The sequence below is a fragment of the Rheinheimera sp. A13L genome (genome assembly GCF_000217935.1).
Taxonomy (GTDB): Bacteria; Pseudomonadota; Gammaproteobacteria; order Enterobacterales; family Alteromonadaceae; genus Pararheinheimera.
This window is the reverse complement of the sequence record NZ_AFHI01000012.1, coordinates 339,017-358,115: the sequence shown is the minus strand read 5'-3', so window position 1 is coordinate 358,115 and position 19,099 is coordinate 339,017. Positions and strand designations below refer to the sequence as shown.

General features: G+C 46.0%; 16 protein-coding genes, 2 tRNA genes and 1 other RNA gene. 11 read left to right on the top strand and 8 right to left on the bottom strand.

From position 1 onward, the window contains the following. Window positions 1-179: 179 nt before the first annotated feature. A tRNA-Val gene (locus RHEIN_RS09095) sits at window positions 180-255 on the bottom strand. Window positions 256-311: 56 nt separating this feature from the next. Beyond that, window positions 312-387: transfer RNA gene (locus tag RHEIN_RS09090), tRNA-Val, on the bottom strand. 184 nt (window positions 388-571) lie between these two features. Between RHEIN_RS09090 and gltX the strand changes: the two genes are divergently transcribed. Beyond that, window positions 572-1,981 (top strand): glutamate--tRNA ligase, encoded by a 1,410-nt coding sequence (gene gltX / locus RHEIN_RS09085; RefSeq protein ID WP_008898687.1) that lies wholly within the window; start codon window positions 572-574, stop codon window positions 1,979-1,981. Window positions 1,982-2,153: 172 nt separating this feature from the next. Next, window positions 2,154-2,933 carry a DUF481 domain-containing protein gene (locus tag RHEIN_RS09080; protein ID WP_008898686.1) on the top strand — a complete coding sequence of 260 codons (780 nt, stop codon included), beginning with the start codon at window positions 2,154-2,156 and terminating at the stop codon, window positions 2,931-2,933. A gap of 147 nt (window positions 2,934-3,080) precedes the next feature. On the opposite strand, the gene serA is transcribed toward RHEIN_RS09080, so the two are convergent. From serA to RHEIN_RS09060, 5 genes are all read right to left on the bottom strand, one after another. Beyond that, window positions 3,081-4,307 carry a phosphoglycerate dehydrogenase gene (gene serA / locus RHEIN_RS09075; RefSeq protein ID WP_008898685.1) on the bottom strand — a complete coding sequence of 409 codons (1,227 nt, stop codon included), beginning with the start codon at window positions 4,305-4,307 and terminating at the stop codon, window positions 3,081-3,083. A gap of 47 nt (window positions 4,308-4,354) precedes the next feature. Beyond that, a complete protein-coding gene (gene rpiA / locus RHEIN_RS09070; protein WP_008898684.1) occupies window positions 4,355-5,011 on the bottom strand; it encodes a ribose-5-phosphate isomerase RpiA in 657 nt (218 codons plus the stop codon). A 114-nt stretch (window positions 5,012-5,125) separates the two neighbouring features. Further along, complete coding sequence (locus tag RHEIN_RS09065; RefSeq protein ID WP_008898683.1) at window positions 5,126-5,716, bottom strand: 5-formyltetrahydrofolate cyclo-ligase; 591 nt, start codon at window positions 5,714-5,716, stop codon at window positions 5,126-5,128. A gap of 310 nt (window positions 5,717-6,026) precedes the next feature. Then, window positions 6,027-6,211, bottom strand: a non-coding RNA gene (ssrS, locus tag RHEIN_RS20680) — 6S RNA. 26 nt (window positions 6,212-6,237) lie between these two features. Beyond that, complete coding sequence (locus tag RHEIN_RS09060; protein ID WP_008898682.1) at window positions 6,238-6,543, bottom strand: cell division protein ZapA; 306 nt, start codon at window positions 6,541-6,543, stop codon at window positions 6,238-6,240. Window positions 6,544-6,619: 76 nt separating this feature from the next. Between RHEIN_RS09060 and RHEIN_RS09055 the strand changes: the two genes are divergently transcribed. The 9 genes from RHEIN_RS09055 to RHEIN_RS09010 all read left to right on the top strand — a co-directional run bounded on the left by RHEIN_RS09055 (window position 6,620) and on the right by RHEIN_RS09010 (window position 18,310). Continuing rightward, window positions 6,620-7,228, top strand: coding sequence for a UPF0149 family protein (locus RHEIN_RS09055; RefSeq protein WP_008898681.1), 609 nt, complete (start codon window positions 6,620-6,622; stop codon window positions 7,226-7,228). Between the two features lie 12 nt (window positions 7,229-7,240). Beyond that, window positions 7,241-8,554, top strand: a complete 1,314-nt coding sequence (gene pepP / locus RHEIN_RS09050) for a Xaa-Pro aminopeptidase (RefSeq protein WP_008898680.1) — start codon at window positions 7,241-7,243, stop codon at window positions 8,552-8,554. A 16-nt stretch (window positions 8,555-8,570) separates the two neighbouring features. Further along, window positions 8,571-9,818, top strand: coding sequence for a 2-octaprenyl-6-methoxyphenyl hydroxylase (gene ubiH, locus RHEIN_RS09045; protein ID WP_008898679.1), 1,248 nt, complete (start codon window positions 8,571-8,573; stop codon window positions 9,816-9,818). 11 nt (window positions 9,819-9,829) lie between these two features. Next, entirely contained in the window at window positions 9,830-11,041 is a 1,212-nt protein-coding gene (locus RHEIN_RS09040; RefSeq protein WP_008898678.1) for an FAD-dependent monooxygenase, read from the top strand. 404 nt (window positions 11,042-11,445) lie between these two features. Beyond that, the gene (gcvT, locus tag RHEIN_RS09030) at window positions 11,446-12,525 is read left to right on the top strand and encodes a glycine cleavage system aminomethyltransferase GcvT (protein WP_008898677.1); all 1,080 of its coding nucleotides are present in this window, start codon (window positions 11,446-11,448) and stop codon (window positions 12,523-12,525) included. 314 nt (window positions 12,526-12,839) lie between these two features. After that, window positions 12,840-13,229, top strand: coding sequence for a glycine cleavage system protein GcvH (gene gcvH, locus RHEIN_RS09025; protein WP_008898676.1), 390 nt, complete (start codon window positions 12,840-12,842; stop codon window positions 13,227-13,229). Between the two features lie 281 nt (window positions 13,230-13,510). Further along, window positions 13,511-16,402 (top strand): aminomethyl-transferring glycine dehydrogenase, encoded by a 2,892-nt coding sequence (gcvP, locus tag RHEIN_RS09020; RefSeq protein WP_008898675.1) that lies wholly within the window; start codon window positions 13,511-13,513, stop codon window positions 16,400-16,402. A 202-nt stretch (window positions 16,403-16,604) separates the two neighbouring features. After that, the gene (locus RHEIN_RS09015; RefSeq protein ID WP_008898674.1) at window positions 16,605-17,000 is read left to right on the top strand and encodes a hypothetical protein; all 396 of its coding nucleotides are present in this window, start codon (window positions 16,605-16,607) and stop codon (window positions 16,998-17,000) included. Next, window positions 16,997-18,310 (top strand): DUF6575 domain-containing protein, encoded by a 1,314-nt coding sequence (locus RHEIN_RS09010; protein ID WP_008898673.1) that lies wholly within the window; start codon window positions 16,997-16,999, stop codon window positions 18,308-18,310. Before RHEIN_RS09015 ends, RHEIN_RS09010 begins: the two co-directional genes overlap by 4 nt. On the opposite strand, the gene RHEIN_RS09005 is transcribed toward RHEIN_RS09010, so the two are convergent. After that, entirely contained in the window at window positions 18,249-18,983 is a 735-nt protein-coding gene (locus RHEIN_RS09005; RefSeq protein WP_008898672.1) for a DNA-methyltransferase, read from the bottom strand. The genes RHEIN_RS09010 and RHEIN_RS09005 overlap by 62 nt on opposite strands. Between the last annotated feature and the right edge of the window lie 116 nt (window positions 18,984-19,099).

Here is a 19,099-nt window from a genome sequence, read left to right as displayed (position 1 = left end):
TGGGATCGAACCAGTGACCCTCGCCTTGTAAGGGCGATGCTCTCCCAGCTGAGCTAAGCATCCTGGGCATAACAAACTGACTGCAACGATTCATCTTTTAGGATGATGGTGGATGCTACTGGTATTAACCAGCCGCAGCCTCTCTTTTGTAAAGGGTGGCGATGCACTCTTTAAAAAGATGGTGGATGCTACTGGGATCGAACCAGTGACCCTCGCCTTGTAAGGGCGATGCTCTCCCAGCTGAGCTAAGCATCCTGGGCATAACAATTGGACTACAACGATTTATCTTTCAGATATTTCACTTTAAAAGATGGTGGATGCTACTGGGATCGAACCAGTGACCCCCGCCTTGTAAGGGCGATGCTCTCCCGGCTGAGCTAAGCATCCATCGTGTGGTCGGCGGTCATTATAGGGGGCTCGGTTTTTGTGTCAATAATATTTTTAGCTTTGTGAACTGTATGCTGTAAAAGTAGCCAGTTAAATCTTTTCCTGCACAGCACCTTCGACCGTGCAATCACAGCTTGGCGTTGGTACAATAGTGCCCAATTTTTTGGCCTTCAGTGGATTCATTATGTCTATAGTTACTCGTTTCGCGCCAAGCCCTACAGGTTATCTGCACGTTGGTGGCGCCCGTACTGCGTTATACAGCTGGCTGCATGCCCGGAAAACCGGCGGTACTTTTATCCTCCGTATTGAAGATACCGATTTAGAGCGTTCATCGCAGGAATCTGTGGATGCCATTTTAGAAGGTATGGAGTGGTTAGGCCTGGATTATGACGACGGCCCTTATTACCAGACGAAACGTTTTGATTTATATAAAGAAGTGGTTGCTCAGCTGTTAGCTGAAGGCAAGGCTTACAAATGCTTCTGCACTGTTGAAGAAGTGGATGCTATGCGCGAAGCGCAAATGGCTGCCGGCGAAAAACCAAAATACAACGGTATGTGGCGCGACCGTACCGATCACCCAACAGACAAGCCTTATACCATTCGTTTTAAAAACCCGCAGGACGGCGTAGTGGTGATTGATGATTTAATCAAAGGCCGCATTGAAATTGCCAATGCTGAGCTTGATGATTTAATCATTGCCCGTAGTGACGGCACTCCAACTTACAACCTGACCGTAGTCGTTGATGACTGGAAAATGGGTATTACCCACGTCATTCGTGGTGATGACCATGTTAACAACACTCCACGTCAGATGAATATTCTGGCCGCTTTGGGCGCTGAACTGCCGAAATATGCTCACGTTCCTATGATTTTAGGTGACGACGGCAAACGCTTATCCAAACGTCATGGCGCTGTAGGCGTAATGCAATACCGTGATAACGGTTTCCTGCCCGAAGCTTTGATCAACTATTTGGTACGTTTAGGCTGGTCTCATGGCGATCAGGAAATTTTCAGCAAAGAAGAACTGATCCAGCTGTTTGACTTAAGCGACTGTAACCGTGCCCCTTCAGCTTTTAACACCGACAAGCTGATTTGGTTGAATCAGCACTATATGAAGACGCTGTCACCAGACTATGTAGCTACGCATTTAGCCTGGCATGTGGCCGATCAGAAGCTGGATATCAGCACTGGTCCTGAGTTAGCTGAGCTGGTGAAAGTGCAAGCCGAGCGGGTGAAAACCTTGAAAGAGCTGGTGGAGGTCAGTCGTTATTTCTATGAAGACTTCAGCGAGTTTGAAGAAAACGCCGCGAAAAAGCACTTACGTCCTGTTGCCTCAGAACCTTTAGTTGCCGTTCAGACGAAGCTGGAAGAGCTTCAGGATTGGTCGGTAGAAGCTTTACATAAAGCCATTAACGATGCCGCTGAAAGCTTAGGTTTAGGTATGGGCAAAGTAGGTATGCCTTTGCGTGTGGCTGTAACTGGTGGTGGTAACTCGCCAGCCCTTGATGCAACACTGGCACTGATTGGCAAAGATCGTGTGTTAAAACGCATCAGCATGGCTTTACAGTACATCAGTAACAGAGCTGGTGAATAAATCTGTAGGGGCGACCTTTAGGGTCGCCCGTCTCTGGTTCAATGCGATGTCGGAATTGGGTTATCCCAGCCCGTCTCACGTCAAAATCAAATACCGTAAAAGTGATATTCAGTTAGTGCTCATCGGCCACTGACAGAATAAGCGTTAATTTTATTTAGAAGGGTTATACAACATGCGTTTAGTAGTCGCATTGTCAGCGGTACTGTTGTGTTCAGCAGTCTCTGTTCAGGCACAGGAATTTCAGAAAAAACATGGTGAAGAAGAAGCCGCTATTCCGCCTTGGGGTGGGGATGTCGAAGTAGGTGTGGTATTAAGCCGTGGTAACACAGAAGCTACAGCTGTTCGTACCAATGTTGAATTGCAACACGAACTGGAAGATTTTCGTAACAAGTACTATATCCAGACCTTGTTACAGCGAAATACCCAAACTAATAGCGCTACCGGTGAAAAAGAAGACAACACCACAGGTCAGCGTGTTGGTTTAACAGCTCAAAGTAACTATAAATTCTTCCGCTCGGACAGCAGTTTGTTTGGTCGCGGTGCTTATTTAAATGACCGTTTTGGTGCCTTCCGTGAACAATCATCAGTGGCAGTAGGTTATGCCAACCGTTTGTACGAAGAGGGGCCGAACTACTTAGATTTTGAAACTGGTCCCGGTATGGCGTATGACAGACCTTCAGAAGGCGAAAGTAACTCGGGTATGATTTGGTACGCCGCAGCTAACTTTGAGTATAATTTCTCTGAAAACAGTAAGTTTAAACAAACTCTGGAATATGCGATTTCATTGGATGGTCATAACACCAGCTATACCAGCCGTAGTGCAGTGACAGCGCAAATTAATAACCAGCTGGCTTTGCGTTTAAGTCTGAATATTAAATACGATTCGGATGTAGGTGCGGATAAGAAAAGTACAGACTCTGAAACAGCAGCTTCAGTGGTGTATTCGTTCTAAAGAAAAAGGTGATTAACTGCGCTCCCCTTTGTTGATCACCCTAAGTCATTGTAGGGGCGCGGTTTATCCGCGCCCGACCCGACACCAAACCGATGTCGGGCGAGAACGTGCAGCCAACAAAGCTGCAGCGTCAAGAACGACGGGTGATTAGTGTAAAACCCTGGCTCTTAAGGTTCCTGGAATAGCCTTTAACTCGTTCAGGGCCAGTTCGTGGTCCAGTGAGTCGATGTCGATGACCACATAACCAATCTCAGCATTGGTTTGCAGATACTGACCCGAAATGTTGATGCCGTGTTTAGCGAAGGCTTCGTTGATTTTGGTCAGCATACCAGGCTGGTTTTTGTGGATATGCAATAAACGTGAACGGCCTCTGTGTTCTGGCAGCGACACTTCAGGGAAATTCACCGCTGACAAGGTTGAACCGTTGTCGCTGTATTTCACCATCTTGCCTGCTACTTCAAAACCAATATTCTCCTGAGCTTCCTGAGTAGAACCACCAATATGTGGCGTCAGGATCACATTGTCGAATTCACGCAGCGGGCTGATAAATTCTTCATCATTGCTGGTTGGTTCAACAGGGAATACGTCAATAGCAGCGCCAGCCAGTTTTTTCGCCTGCATCACTCTGGCTAAAGCGTCGATATCGACCACAGTGCCACGGGATGCGTTGATCAGAATGCTGCCTTGTTTCATCAAGTCCAGTTCAGCTTCGCCGATCATATTTTTAGTCTGAGCTGTTTCAGGCACATGCAAAGTCACAACATCTGAAGTTTTCAGTAAAGTACCAAAATCAACCTGAGTAGCATTGCCTAATACCAGCTTGTCTTCGATATCGTAAAACTGCACACGCATACCGATATTTTCCGCCATGATACTCAGCTGAGTACCAATATGGCCGTAACCTATAATACCTAAGGTTTTACCACGGGCTTCAAAAGACTGAGTTGCAGTTTTTTGCCAGACACCACGGTGGGCCGCCGCATTACGCTCAGGAATACCACGCAGCAACATAATGATCTGGCCTAATACCAGTTCAGCCACAGAGCGGGTATTGGAAAAAGGTGCGTTAAATACCGGAATACCACGCATCAGCGCTGCGTCTAAATCGACCTGATTGGTACCAATACAGAAGCAGCCCACAGCGGCCAGTTTAGTGGCAGCGTCCAGCACTTTTTCTGTCAGTTGGGTGCGTGAGCGAATGCCAATAAAATGCACATCGCGGATTTTTTCAATCAGTTCAGCTTCATCCAAAGAGGTTTTCAAATACTCAATGTTGCTGTAGCCCTGATTCTTAAAGCTTTGCACCGCACTTTGGTGCAAACCTTCCAGTAACAGGATCTTGATCTTGTCTTTGGGCAGCGAAAATTTTTCCATTTTACTTCTCTTTAACTTGTTGCAATTTAAATTCAGTTCACTGGGTTTCAGTTTAAAACCAGAGTGCCTTGGGCTGTTCCTACCAACACTATATCTGCCGCACGACGGGCAAAAATACCATTGGTAACTACGCCAACCAGGTTGTTGATTTGTTGTTCTAATTCTTCTGGCTCTGTAATTTTCAGGCCATGCACGTCTAAAATAATATTGCCATTGTCGGTGACTACGTTTTCACGCCAGACAGGGCGACCGCCTAGTTTTTCCAGCTCTCGTGTGACATAAGCACGGGCCATAGGAATGACTTCAACAGGTAAAGGGAATTTGCCTAGCACATTCACTTGTTTGGTTTGATCGACAATACAAACAAACTTTTCGGCTACAGCTGCCACAATTTTTTCGCGGGTGAGCGCAGCGCCGCCGCCTTTAATCATATGGTTTTGCGGGTTAATTTCGTCTGCGCCGTCTACGTAGACACCAAAACTTTCCACCTCGTTTAAGTCCAGTACCGGAATGCCTAAAGCCCGCATTTTTTCTGTCGATTGCACTGAACTGGAAACCGCACCTTTGATCTGATCTTTGATAGTGGCGAGCGCATCAATAAAATGATTGACGGTAGAGCCTGTGCCCACGCCGACAATAGTCTGAGGCGCTACATAATCCAATGCTGCCCAGGCGGCATTTTTTTTCATCTGATCTTGAGTCATAGGTGGTCCGGAGTTTTTTAGCCACGTTTAGCCATACAGACGGATATTAGCCGAAAAGGGGGATCCGGCAAAAGGGGCAAAAGGCAAAAGAACCGAAAGAATTTTAGAATTTACTTATTGTTCACTAAAACTGCAAAAACGGCTGGGTGTGCAAATCAAAGGCAACGGAATATCCCAGGCTTCGACTGGTACTGATTCTACTTGCTGGCAATCATGGGCTAAGCCAATCAATGCCGGTTTTTGATATGTGGAGCTAAGCTGGCTTAAGGTTCTGTCATAAAAACCGCCACCCATACCCAAACGTTGGCCTTGAGCGTCAAAAGCGACAAGAGGCGTAAAAATCAGATCCAATTGGCTGACAGGGCATACTAAGCTGCAGTTCAGCTCTGGCTCACCAATTCCAAACTGATTGGGTTTTAATAAGCTATCGGGCTTATAAAGCTGAAATACCAGATAACCAGGTACCACTGGATGTAATAACGGCAGGTAGAGAGTTTTGCCTTGCTGCCATAAGGCATGAATAAGCGGGGAGGTATCCAATTCACCGTCGTTGGTCAGGTATAAAGCTATATGCTGGGCCTGCTGCACTTCAGGTCGGGGTAACAGTTGCTGCACTAAATCCAGGCTGGCCTGGTGCTGCTGCTCTGCAGATAAAGCTCGGCGTAAACTGCGAATATGGCTGCGAAGCTGTTGGCGTGAAGTCAAAACACTGAACCTGAAGATAAAAAATAAGTTGGACTATAAAACAGAAAGGGTTAGCTGCAAAGCTGGAATTGTAGGGGGGATCCTATGGGCTGGGGCAAACATGAATTACAAAAGATTTGAATTTGAGGCGGGCGGGTACAAGACCCGCCCCCGATTTCCATCCGCAATGCTTTTAAATAGAAGCAAAGAAAGAAACGAAGGATTTATTCAAAGTTAATGGAGTTCAGCGCGACGAGTATTTGTAGGGGCGGGGCTTGCCCCGTCCGTTTCGTATTTAAATAAAGATTGGGAAGAGAAACGAAGGATAAAAAGGTTCTCCGAATTGCCGTGTCAAGTATCAGCCCTTGAACCTAAGGTTCAAGGCGGGAGTCAGTTTGTCACCGTAGGCTTCTCGGTACGAGCCGAGCCTGCACAAAAGCAACAAGAAGGAGCCCCTAAAGTAAAACAATTATCGGCTCAGGGACATCTACCTAATCACTGACAACTCAGAGAACGTGGTAAGTATAACACCGGCTTTTTGATTATTCCGCCTTCTTTTTCACTTCTACGAGCTCATTGCACAAATTTAGCGCAATCATCAGCAAAACATCTTCATTCATATGCACACCGGGTTTAAATTTTGTACTGGCAACCCGTTGTTCTAATTCATCAATGGCATTTTGCAGCCGTTGCTCCTCGCCCGGAGGGCAGGCAACTTTTAATACCCGGCCTAAAACTGAAATAGTCAGTTGCTTAGGTTTTGTGCTGACAGCAGGTTTTGCTGCAGGTTTTTTCACTACAGCTTCGGCTGGTGGTGGGTCAACTGGACGAAATTTACGTAAATGCATGATAGTTCCCTTATGGCCTGCGATTGGGGCGTCCATCTGTTGGCGGGCAGAACCAGCAAATGGTAGGATAGCTGCCTTGAAAAGTCGCTTGGGCCGAAAAATTATGACGACAGAAAGTTTTAAATCTTACGATCACTGGACCAGTTTGCTGGATCAATCCTACCTGATGGCGTCGGCCGCCGAAGTACATGGCTTGATCGCAGGTTTGCTTAGTGCCGGTGTGAGCGCAGAACCGGCGAAGATTTTACCAGTTCTGCACGACTTCTTAAATGACGGACAAGCCTTATCTGCCCCTGTTAAAGCAGATATTTCTGCCTTAATTATGCAAACCTCCGAATCTTTGGCTCATACCGACTATTCCTTTGCTTTATTACTGCCAAGTGATGACGATTCCTTGCCTGAACGCCTTGAAGCTATGGTCGAATGGACTCAGTCTTTTTTAGTGGGTTTTGCCATTCAGCAAACCGATTTATCACTGTGTTCGGCCGATGTAAAAGATGCGATTGAAGAGCTGACCGAGATCACCAAAATCGACGTATTTGCTATAGATGACAACAGCGCAGAAAGTAACGAAGAGTCGTACTTTTTAGTACTGGAACATATTCGGATGTTGGTGCTGACCTGCTTTAACGAAGTAGGGCTGAAATTCAGCAAAAACGACGTACAGAATAAAACTTTGCATTAAGAGCCTTAAGCAATGACATCGAACATTTACCAAAACAGACGTGAGCGCTTGCTTACATCAGTGCCAGACAACAGCGTGGTTTTAGTGCCAGCTGCGGTGGAATTAACCCGCAGCCGTGACACTGAATATCCGTTTCGGCAGGACAGCGACTTCTTTTATCTGACAGGTTTTAATGAACCTGACGCGCTTTTGATCTTAAGCAAAGATAATTCTGGCAACACTGCTAGTCTGTTGCTGTGCCGGCCGAAAGATCAGTTGGCTGAAATCTGGCAAGGCCGCAGGTTAGGGCCAGAGCAAGCCAAAGCCGTATTGGGTTTAGATGCATTGCCTGTTGCAGAGCTGGACAACGAGCTGTTAAAAGCGCTGAACCAAAAAACCACGCTTTGGTATGCACAAGGCACCTATGCCGAATTTGACGCCAAAGTAGCTGCCACTTTAGCCACTTTAAGGCTTTACCCAAAACGTGGTTATGCGGCACCTACAGTGCAACAGGATTTACGGCCTTTAACCGCTGAAATGCGTTTGTTTAAAGATGAAGACGAAATTCATCAGATGCGTCAGGCTGGCTATATCAGCGCCAAAGCGCATAAACGTGCTATGCAAGCAGCCAAAGCAGGCGTCTGGGAATATCAGCTGGAAGCTCATATTTTGCATGAGTTTGCGATGCACGGTGCCCGTTTTCCTGGCTACAACTGCATAGTAGGAGCTGGTGAAAATGGCTGTATTTTGCATTACACCGATAACAGCAGTCAGCTTAAAGACGGTGATTTAGTGCTGATTGATGCAGGTAGCGAGTATCAGGGCTATACGGCCGATATTACCCGTACTTTTCCGGCCAATGGTAAATTCAGCCCAGAGCAGGCTGCTATTTATCAGCTGGTGCTCAATGCTCAGTACGCTGCTTGTGCAGAAGTGAAACCCGGCAATAAGTTTAAAGATGCGCTCGACGCAGCTTGTTTAGTACTGACCAAAGGTTTGCTGGATTTAGGCATTTTACAGGGCGAGCTGGAACAGCTTTTGAAAGACAATGCCTGCAAAGCCTATTTTATTCATGGTTTAGGCCATTGGTTAGGGCTGGATGTGCATGATGTGGGTGCTTACAAAGTTGCTGGCGAAGAGCGGCCTTTTGCACCTGGCATGATTTTAACCATAGAGCCGGGTTTATATATTCCAACCGATTCGCCGTGCGATCCAAAGTGGTGGGGCCTGGCGGTGCGGATTGAAGACAATTTGCTGGTGACAGCTGAAGGTCATGCCAACTTAACAGACTTAGTGCCAAAAGAAATTGCAGAAATAGAAGCGTTAATGGCACAGGGCCACAGCTAAAAAACAGGACTGATTTATGTCACACACTCACTGTGCAGAACTGCCGCTGGATCTGGTGATCTCAGGCGGCGGTATGGCCGGATCTATGCTGGCTTATGTGCTGCTGAGTCAAAACCCTGGTTTAAAGCTGGCGATTATTGAGCAAAGCGCTGAACTTGCCACAGATCAGCAGCCCTCCAAAGCCAGCTTTGATAGCCGTAGCATAGCGCTGGCTCATGGCAGTGTGGAACTGCTGCAGCAATGGGGCTTATGGCAGGAGTTGCAACAAAGCGGCTGCGCTATCAAACATATCCATATTTCCGACCGTGGTCATTTTGGTAAAACCTACTTAAATGCGGCCGATCATCAGTTATCAGCTTTAGGTCAGGTGATTGAAGTCGAAGCTATAGGCGAAGTCTTGTGGCAAAAACTCAAAGCTTTTACAGCACAAGGCCGCTTAAGCTGGTTTTATAACGATGCTATTAGCGCTTTAAAGCCAACTGCTGAACTGCAGCAGATTAGGCTGCGAAGTGGCGCACAACTGCAAAGCAAGTTACTGGTGATAGCTGAAGGGGGTTTATCACCCAGCCGAACCTTAGCGGGTTTTGAGCTGAAATCTGACGATTATCAGCAGCATGCGCTGATTGCCAATATTGGTTTGGCTGAATCGCATCAACATAAAGCCTTTGAGCGTTTTACTCCTACCGGGCCTTTGGCTTTATTGCCTTTAACCCGGCAGCGTTATTCGCTGGTCTGGACTTTAACGCCTGAACAGGCAGAGCATCATTTAAACCAAAATGACACCGGGTTTTTAGCTGCGCTGCAACAAGCCGCAGGGCACAGAGCCGGTGTATTTAAAACTGTAGGTCAGCGTGTGGTGTACCCGCTTAGTTTAAAGCGGGCCACTGAAGCGGCGCGCCATCGCACTGTATTACTGGGTAATAGTTTGCATAACCTGCACCCTATAGCAGGTCAGGGTTTTAACCTGGCTATCCGCGATATTTATAGTTTAAGTGTATTGCTGCAACAGCATCAGACAGATGCTGGCAGCTATGCATTAACTAAAGCCTATCAGCAGGCGCGTTTGCCTGATATGCAGCAAGTGATTTTGTATACCGATTCCTTGGTACGGCTATTTTCCAATTCATCCCGCCTGATGGCGCTTGGCCGTAATACTGGGTTATTTGCGTTAAACCTTTGTCCTGAATTAAAACAAGCCGTGGCTAACCAGGCCATGGGTCTGAATTCTATTCGCCAGTTAAAGGCGCTTTTGACTCGCGCTTAACAGAGAGAATTATGCAGGAATATGACGTATCAATAGTTGGCGCAGGCAGTGCAGGTTTAACGCTTGCACTATTGCTTGCCGACTCACCGCTAAAAATTGCCGTGCTGGATAAAGAACCGGCGCCAGAGCTTGTAGCTCCCAGCTTAAAACGGGTTAGTGCACTGAATCAGGCGTCAAAACGACTATTGAGTCAGCTTGGCGTTTGGCAGGACTTAACTTCAGCTGCGCCATACACAGATATGAACGTATGGGAAGCTGATAGTTTTGGCCGCATTGAGTTTTCTGCTTTGGAGCAAGGTTGTGACGAGCTGGGCTGGATAGTAGATAACGAACAGCTGCGTGCTGTGCTTTACAGCAAACTGAAACACAAAACCAATGTCAGTTGCCTGTTTCAAAGCACAATTTTAAATATCAGTAATAGCGAACAACAAAACCTGCTGACGCTGCAAGACCAAAGCCCAATGCTTTGCAAACTGCTGGTAGCGGCTGATGGCGCTAACTCTTTTGTGCGCCAGCAATTACAAATGCCTATCGCGTTTTGGGATTACCAGCATCAGGCTTTAGTGGCTCAAATTCGCACTACTGAAGCTCATCAAAGCTGTGCCCGTCAGGTGTTTTTACCCGCTGGCCCGCTGGCGTTATTGCCTTTGGCCGACCAGCATTTAGTCTCTATTGTCTGGAGTACCAGCCCGGAGCAAGCCGCTGAATTACAAGCTATGCCAGCCGATCAGTTTAATAAAGCCTTAACAGCGGCCAGCAATACGGTGTTGGGGTTGCTGCATATTGAGTCAGAACTCAACAGCTACCCGCTGAAAATGCGTTATGCCAGCGAATGGGTGCTGAATAAAACCGTGCTGGTGGCCGACGCTGCTCATACTATTCACCCGCTTGCAGGGCAGGGCATGAACCTGGGTTTAATGGATGTTGCCGCATTAGCAGAACTAATAAGTCAGCAAATAAGCCAACAAAAGCCAATTAATGAAGAACGTATGCTGCGAAGTTACGAGCGCTGGCGTAAAGCTGAAGCACAAACCCTGATCGCCGCTATGGAAGCCTTTAAACAAGGTTTTGGCCGGCAGAACCCAGTGCTGAAATTGCTGCGTGGTGTAGGAATGTCACTGACTGACAAACTGCCTTTCGTAAAACAAAAAATAATGGCTGCGGCTTTGGGGGATTCGGGGGACTTGCCAGTAATAGCAAGGCCTAATCCCCGTCGTTCTTGAAGCTGCAGCTTCGTTGCCTGCGCGCTCGCGCCCCAGTCACATAGGGCTTCTATGCTCCTGGGGTCACGACCACTTGTTGCCTTGCTGCAACTCCAATTACTTAGGGGATCCGCTCAGTTTAAAGACGTTAAAACGCGGTGTTTTACTCTGCCTCTGATATTCGCATTAGTAAATCTAATCGAAAAGGGGCTGTTGGCCTTAGGCACCATCGGTTATAATCCGGCTCATCTTAAAAATGTCATATGGTTATAAGCAGATTTCTGTGACTGACTGATGACAAGTTCCTGTTGTTCACGCGGCCTGAAAAGCTCCAGCAGCGCAGGCCAGAATTTATTGTCTGCTTCGGCAGCATAATTACCTAAGTAGCTTGAAGTTACAGCGGGTAAAAAACTGGGGAAAAACAGATGGCCCAAAAAACAGTATTATTCGCCAAGCATGTAGAATGTGGCGCAAAGATGGTGGACTTTCACGGCTGGGATATGCCGCTGAACTACGGTTCACAAATTGAAGAACACCACAATGTCCGCCAGGACGCTGGTATGTTCGACGTCTCTCACATGACTATCGTTGACCTGCAAGGGCCAAACACCCGTAATTTCCTGCGTTATTTACTTGCCAACGACGTTAACAAACTGACTGTTTCAGGCAAAGCCTTATACAGCGGCATGTTAAACGAAGCCGGTGGCGTGATTGACGATTTGATCGTGTATTTCCTTGCTGAAGACTTCTTCCGCTTAGTAGTGAACTCAGCCACCCGTGAAAACGATCTGGCCTGGATCAACAAACAAGCAACCGAATTTAATGTCACTGTGACCGAACGCCCAGAGTTCGCCATGATTGCAGTGCAAGGCCCACAAGCCAAAGCCAAAGTAGCCACCTTATTAACAGAAGAGCAAAAAGCAGCTGTTGCTGGTATGAAGCCATTTTTTGGTGTTCAGGCCGGTTCTTTGTTTATTGCCACTACGGGCTACACAGGCGAAGACGGTTACGAAATCTCTTTACCTAACGAAGAAGCCGCTGACTTCTGGCAAAAACTGCTGGACGCTGGTGTAAAACCTGCTGGTTTAGGCGCTCGTGACACCTTACGTTTAGAAGCAGGTATGAACCTGTATGGCCAGGATATGGACGAAACCGTATCTCCGCTGGCAGCCAATATGGGCTGGACTATTGCATGGGAACCAAGCGACCGTAACTTTATTGGCCGTGCTGCTTTAGAACAACAAAAAGCCGCCGGCACTATGAAGCTGGTAGGTTTAGTGATGGAACAAAAAGGCGTGTTACGTCACGGCCAGAAAGTTGTGACTGAAGGCGGCGAAGGCGAAATCACCTCTGGTACTTTCTCTCCTACTTTAGGTTTTAGTATCGCTATGGCCCGTGTACCAGCTTCGACTGGCGACACAGCTGAAGTAGATATCCGTGGCAAACTGGTTCAGGTGAAAGTTGTGAAGCCTAACTTTGTTCGTATGGGTAAAAAAGTAATTTAATATACCCGTCGTACTTGAAGCTGCGGCTTTGTTGACTACGCCATTTCGCCCCAGTCACATAGGTGACTATGCTCCTGGGGTCTCACTGGCTTGTCGCCGCCCCGCAACGTCAAGGTACTTTGGGTAGAAATACAGCGGTTTGCTTTGTTTGTCTGAAAAATAAACAGATAAGGTGAGCTGCCTTAAGCTTGCGGCAGAAGCATAGCTTCGCTATGTTGTTTGCCAGAGTCAGTCAGTAGACTGGCCGCGGTCTAACCAGCAGATGTTTAAACAGATAACTAAAAGCCACCAAGGTCTGATTTAAGGAATTTAAAATGAGCAACATCCCTAACGAATTAAAGTACGCTCCGTCACACGAATGGGTTCGTGACGAAGGCAACGGCGTTTTCACTGTAGGTATTTCTGAGCACGCTCAGGACCTGTTAGGTGACATGGTATTTGTTGAATTACCAGATGTGGGTGATGTAGTTGCTCAGGGCGACGACGTAGCTGTAGCTGAGTCTGTAAAAGCAGCATCAGACATCTACGCTCCGGTATCTGGCGAAATCGTTGCAATCAACGACGCATTAAACGATTCTCCAGAGCTGGTAAACAGCGCACCATACGGTGACGGCTGGATGTTCAAAATCAAGATTTCTGACGAATCTGAACTGGCAGGCTTATTAGACGCCGCTGGTTACCAGAGCGTTGTTGACTCTGAATAAGTCGACGTTGATTTAACTTTAAAGCCCTGTGTTCGCACAGGGCTTTAAATTATCAAATAGGCGTAGAAAAACGTCGATGCGGTTAAACCGGATAGACGGGCGAGGACAAGCCTCGCCCCTACGGATATCTGATAACGCGCTGATATAAACGGGCATTGTAGGGGCGGGGTTTACCCCCGCCCGTGACAGACCCAACAGGGATCTTAGGTGCCACTGGGCCAAAACCCGAAGCGGCACGTAACATCCAGCATATTGTTAAGACCATTTAGGAACTTCAAGGCATGACCACTTCAGCTGTGAAAACCCTGTCGCAACTTGCGAACCATCAGGAATTTATTCAACGCCACATAGGCCCGGACGCTAACGAAACAGCAGCTATGCTGGCTGAATTAGGCGTAAGCAGCATGGAAGAGCTGATCGCACAAACTGTGCCTGCTTCCATTCGCCTGCCAAAGCCATTGGCAACTGGTGAATCCACAACTGAAGCGGACGCTCTGGCGTACTTAAAAGCTGCTGCGAACAAAAACAAAATGTTCAAAAGCTACATTGGTATGGGCTACCACCCAACACTGACACCAAACGTAATTTTACGTAACGTGTTAGAAAACCCGGGCTGGTACACTGCGTACACCCCATACCAGCCGGAAATTGCCCAGGGCCGTTTAGAAGCTCTGCTGAACTTCCAACAAATTTCTTTAGATTTAACAGGTATGGAGCTGGCATCTGCTTCATTACTGGACGAAGCCACTGCCGCTGCAGAAGCTATGGCGCTGGCCAAACGTGTCGCAAAAAGCAAAGCTAACACTTACTTCATCGCTGACGACGTGCACCCACAAACTATTGACGTAGTTCGTACCCGTGCTGAAATGTTTGGTTTTGACGTGATCATTGGCAAAGCCACTGATGCAGTAAACCACGACGTCTTTGGTGCTTTATTACAGTACCCTTCTACGACTGGTGAAGTGCGTGACGACAGCGCTTTAATCGCTGCCTTACAAGCGAAAAAAGCTGTAGTAGCAGTAGCTTCTGACATGATGAGTTTATTGTTATTAAAATCACCAGGCGAATTAGGTGCAGACGTAGTGTTAGGTTCTGCCCAGCGTTTTGGTGTGCCTATGGCTTTTGGTGGCCCACACTCAGCATTCTTCGCTACCCGTGACGATTACAAACGTTCTATGCCAGGCCGTATCATAGGCGTGTCGAAAGACCGTCGTGGTAATCAGGCGCTGCGTATGGCGATGCAAACCCGTGAACAGCATATCCGTCGTGAAAAAGCCAACTCCAACATCTGTACTGCACAGGTGTTACTGGCGAACATGGCGTCTTTCTTCGCTGTGTACCATGGCCCAGAAGGTCTGAAAAACATTACGCAGCGTATTCACCGTTCTGCTGACGTATTTGCAGCTGGTCTGCAAGCCAAAGGCGTGTCTTTAGTTCACAACACCTGGTTCGACACTGTGACCTTCAAAGTGGCTGACCGTGCTGCCGTTGTAGCTCGTGCTATAGCCGCTGAAGTGAACTTACGTACTGATATCAGCGAAAGCTTAAGCGTAAGCTTCAACGAACTGACAAGTGCTTCTGATATAGCTCAGCTGTTTGATATCGTATTAGGCGCTGGCCATGGCTTAGACGTAACTAAGCTGGATGCTGACATAGTTGCTAAAGGCTCAAACTCTATTCCTGCTGACTTAGTACGTACTTCTAAGTACTTAACGCACCCGGTATTTAACCAGTACCACAGTGAAACTGAAATGCTGCGTTATATCAAAAAGCTGGAAAACAAAGACTTAGCACTGAACCACTCAATGATTTCTTTAGGTTCGTGCACCATGAAGTTAAACGCTACAGCCGAAATGATCCCGGTGACCTGGCCAGAATTCGGTTCGCTGCACCCATTCGTGCCACGCGACCAGGCTGAAGGTTACTACGACATGATTGGCGAGCTGGCCAACTGGTTAGTAGAGATCACAGGCTACGACGCTGTGTCTATGCAACCAAACTCAGGCGCACAAGGCGAATACGCCGGTATGATCGCCATTCGTAAATACCACGAAAGCCGCGGCGATTCACACCGTAATGTGTGTTTAATTCCTGTGTCTGCACACGGTACTAACCCTGCAACAGCAGCTATGGCCTGCTTTGAAGTAGTACTGGTAGATTGCGACAAGAGCGGTAACATCGACATGGCCGATTTAAAAGCCAAAGCCGAAGCCGTATCAGACAAGTTAGCCGCCATTATGGTGACTTACCCTTCCACACACGGTGTGTTTGAAGAGTCTATCCGCGAGCTGTGTGACATAGTTCACGCGCACGGTGGCCAGGTGTATATGGACGGCGCCAACATGAACGCTCAGGTAGGTATTACTTCTCCTGGCTTTATCGGTGCTGACGTATCGCATTTAAACCTGCACAAAACCTTCTGTATTCCTCACGGCGGTGGCGGTCCAGGTATGGGTCCTATAGGTGTGAAGAAACAATTGGCTCCGTTTATGCCAAACCACGCAGTCGTAAAAATTGAAGGCACTGGTCAGGATAACGGCGCAGTATCTGCAGCACCATTTGGTAGCGCAGGCATTCTGCCAATCAGCTGGATGTACATCAAAATGATGGGCGGCGACGGTTTACGTCAAGCCACTGAAATGGCGATTTTAAGCGCGAACTACATGGCGAAAAAACTGGGCGACCTGTTCCCAGTGCTGTACGTAGGTACCAACGGCCGCGTAGCGCACGAATGTATTATCGACATGCGTCCACTCAAAGAAAAAACCGGCGTGACCGAAATGGACATCGCCAAACGTTTAATGGACTACGGCTTCCACGCGCCAACTATGTCATTTCCGGTAGCCGGCACGCTGATGATCGAGCCTACTGAGTCTGAAAGCAAAGTGGAACTGGACAAATTTATCACCGCCATGACTTCTATCCGCAATGAAATTGCCAAAGTAGAAGCAGGAGAGTGGACTGCAGACAACAACCCACTGCACTTCGCACCTCACACTATGGAAGATATTTTTGACCCAAGCTGGGACCGCCCATACGAGCGTCAGTACGCTGCATTCCCTGCACAGTACGTGGCAGCAAACAAATTCTGGCCAACAGTCACCCGTATCGACGACGTATACGGCGACCGCAACCTGATGTGTGCTTGCCCTAGTCCGGAAGATTATCGGTAAGTTTTACAACGGAGAATTAAGCCTCTGAATCAAGGGACGAGTGGGTAAGCACCAATCGTCCCTTAACTATTGAATGGATAGTTCACTTTTGGCCTGGTCATATTAGATTTTTTTGTATTTGCTCAGTAACCTATTGAATATATGTACCTAGTTGTCTATTATTCCCTCAATTTAGTAATATTAGAAACAATGGTTACGGTGCATGACAAATAAAAAATGGCCTAATGACTATCCTAGTGGTATGGTTTTGCCACCGGACAGCGCCGAAGAGATAAACGCCCAGCTGTACAGATTTGTGGGTAAAGTTAACCCAGATGCAGCAGATTTTCTAGCGAGCTACAAAGATCCAAAACAAAAGAATCTAGCTAATCGACCTGCAATCAAGAAGAAGCCGTCATTCTATGCAACTTCTTTTTTTGATACTGAGGATAGTATTCAGACAAAATTAGCTGAGAGTCCGGAAAGGTTTTCTGATCAGTTCATAGCTTGTGGAAACGTGACGCCTGAACATGGGAAAGGTGAAAGTTCAGAGCATTCTCATCACGTCTCAGTTTGGTTTTATGACGGGGTATACCCTGAAGGTTTTAAAGTCGTATGACAACAAAGAATGACTTATTATTTTTGATTGTTGAAAAATTCGGAACTCTGTACTATCACAACGTGTATAGTTTCTATGATGAGCCTCTAATTTTTACAGCTCTTAATGAATATGGCCAATTGTTTTTCTGTTATGGTTTAGGCTGTGACGAACATGACGATAGGTGGCTTATTGCTCCAACATCTCAAGAGCGAGTTAATCGTCTAGAGCAAAAAGATATACCAATCATAAAAATGATTAAACAAAGCGCTTCTAGTAAAGTTTTGTTTGTAAAAATTAAATTAGAAAATGGTGTCATTTCAGAAGAATTCATATCGGCAAAAGACCTTCCATACAAAATGCCTAATGATGATTTATGTATTAGTGAAAATGTTAATTATGATGGGAAGAGACGATTCTCTCATAGAATAAGAATAGCTAAAAAATCTGATAATGACATTATGTCTGAGACTCTTAATCAAGTCTCGGAATATTTTGGTCAATTTTGCCGTCATTATTTAAGAAAGCATGATATATCTGTTCAGTTTTATCCTCAAGATGCAGTAAATGGCTCTTTCGTTTATCGTGTCAAGGCAAAGTCAGATAACGATAAATTGTTTAGACATGAAGGATACCAAATACTTTCCCGAGTCACATCTAATGAAGATTTTGTAAAGTCTCTTGCTAAGCAAGAAATAGATCTAAGAATAGTACGCAAGCTTTTCGATCTGATTGGAAGTAACGATATAGAAGTTCAATTAATTGATGAAGTATCGACTAGAACAATCTTAAATTTAGAGCCTGAATATGTGAAAGCAGTAGTACCTGCAATTGATGATCTGTTGGGAACTTATCTTGATAGCACTATGGTGCCTCAAGCTGACAATCTTGACAGATTAAAAACATATCTCAGCATTGTCGATAGGAAAAAAATTGTTACAGCGGAAGATCTTGGAGTAGACCCTAGACAGGTAAATTATTATCGAGACGCTTGCAAAGTACTATCTCTTATTCATGATTATTCTACTTTGACACCACTTGGTTGGAAAGTAGCTAATTCAGAGATTGAAGAAGAATGGGTTGGGATCATACAGCGACAATTTGAAGAATCTGATTGTGGACATTTTTGGATGAGTAATCAGGGTGTAAAATCAATTTCTTTAATAGATGAAGATTCAGCCACTCAATTTTTAATAAACAATTGCAATGGCCTTAGTCGAGATACAAGTGAGCGCAGGGCCCAAACATTAAAATCTTGGGCTAAACGGTTCAAAAAGATATCAATTTCGGAATCTCATGTTGCTCCCGAACCTCCTGCATCCGAGCTTTAGTTATTTTTACAGCTTCTTCATTAATATCATTGCCTCGGAAGTTACGCAAAAGTAACTCTGAGGCTACCCCAACAAAGCCAGCGCCGCAAAAAGGGTCTATGACGGTATTCCCCTCAACGCTACTTTGACTAATTAATACCTCAGCTAACTGCACTGGTTTTTCTGTTGGATATCCCCCTCTGATCTTTTTTTGTACGATTATATCTGGTGTTCCTAGGTTATTTAATTTTCGTTTTCCTTTCTCAAAAAATAAAATAAATTCATACCTAGCTCTATAGTGATAACCCATCCCTATATTAACTTTGTCCCACACAATAGGCTTCCAAAATTTAAAGCCTACCTTTTCGGCGATAGGTTTTACGATAAACATCGTTTCCTGATCGCAAAATAAATAAAAATGGCTGTTTTTCCGCAAAACTCTATATATCTCAATTAATAGTTCTTCAAACCGTTCATTTGGAAATATTTCAAACCATTGATTACTAGAGGATTTACTATTCTTCAATCTAGTGGTTGTACCTATTTTCCTGTGTTTTTCTAAAGATTCATATGGCGGGTCTGTGATAACCAAATCAACTGACTCTGAAGACAAACTATGTAGCCATGTAATGGCATCTTGGCTCGAAATATCGAACTCGTTTTGAGATAAATTTTGGTCAAACTGGTTAAGCATAATGACATCTAATATGTGACTTTATACTGTATATAATTACACGTGTTGGATTAAAAAGCACTAATAAAACTCTCACGTGCTTATAGCTTTGAATCAGCAAGATGAATACTAATTGC

Coding starts and splice junctions, on each gene's coding strand:
- pepP (WP_008898680.1), top strand. CDS start 7,241: ATGACATCGAACATTTACCAAAACAGACGTGAGCGCTTGCTTACATCA.
- serA (WP_008898685.1), bottom strand. CDS start 4,307: ATGGAAAAATTTTCGCTGCCCAAAGACAAGATCAAGATCCTGTTACTG.
- RHEIN_RS09015 (WP_008898674.1), top strand. CDS start 16,605: ATGACAAATAAAAAATGGCCTAATGACTATCCTAGTGGTATGGTTTTG.
- gltX (WP_008898687.1), top strand. CDS start 572: ATGTCTATAGTTACTCGTTTCGCGCCAAGCCCTACAGGTTATCTGCAC.
- gcvP (WP_008898675.1), top strand. CDS start 13,511: ATGACCACTTCAGCTGTGAAAACCCTGTCGCAACTTGCGAACCATCAG.
- gcvT (WP_008898677.1), top strand. CDS start 11,446: ATGGCCCAAAAAACAGTATTATTCGCCAAGCATGTAGAATGTGGCGCA.
- gcvH (WP_008898676.1), top strand. CDS start 12,840: ATGAGCAACATCCCTAACGAATTAAAGTACGCTCCGTCACACGAATGG.
- RHEIN_RS09060 (WP_008898682.1), bottom strand. CDS start 6,543: ATGCATTTACGTAAATTTCGTCCAGTTGACCCACCACCAGCCGAAGCT.
- RHEIN_RS09040 (WP_008898678.1), top strand. CDS start 9,830: ATGCAGGAATATGACGTATCAATAGTTGGCGCAGGCAGTGCAGGTTTA.
- rpiA (WP_008898684.1), bottom strand. CDS start 5,011: ATGACTCAAGATCAGATGAAAAAAAATGCCGCCTGGGCAGCATTGGAT.
- ubiH (WP_008898679.1), top strand. CDS start 8,571: ATGTCACACACTCACTGTGCAGAACTGCCGCTGGATCTGGTGATCTCA.
- RHEIN_RS09010 (WP_008898673.1), top strand. CDS start 16,997: ATGACAACAAAGAATGACTTATTATTTTTGATTGTTGAAAAATTCGGA.
- RHEIN_RS09005 (WP_008898672.1), bottom strand. CDS start 18,983: ATGCTTAACCAGTTTGACCAAAATTTATCTCAAAACGAGTTCGATATT.
- RHEIN_RS09080 (WP_008898686.1), top strand. CDS start 2,154: ATGCGTTTAGTAGTCGCATTGTCAGCGGTACTGTTGTGTTCAGCAGTC.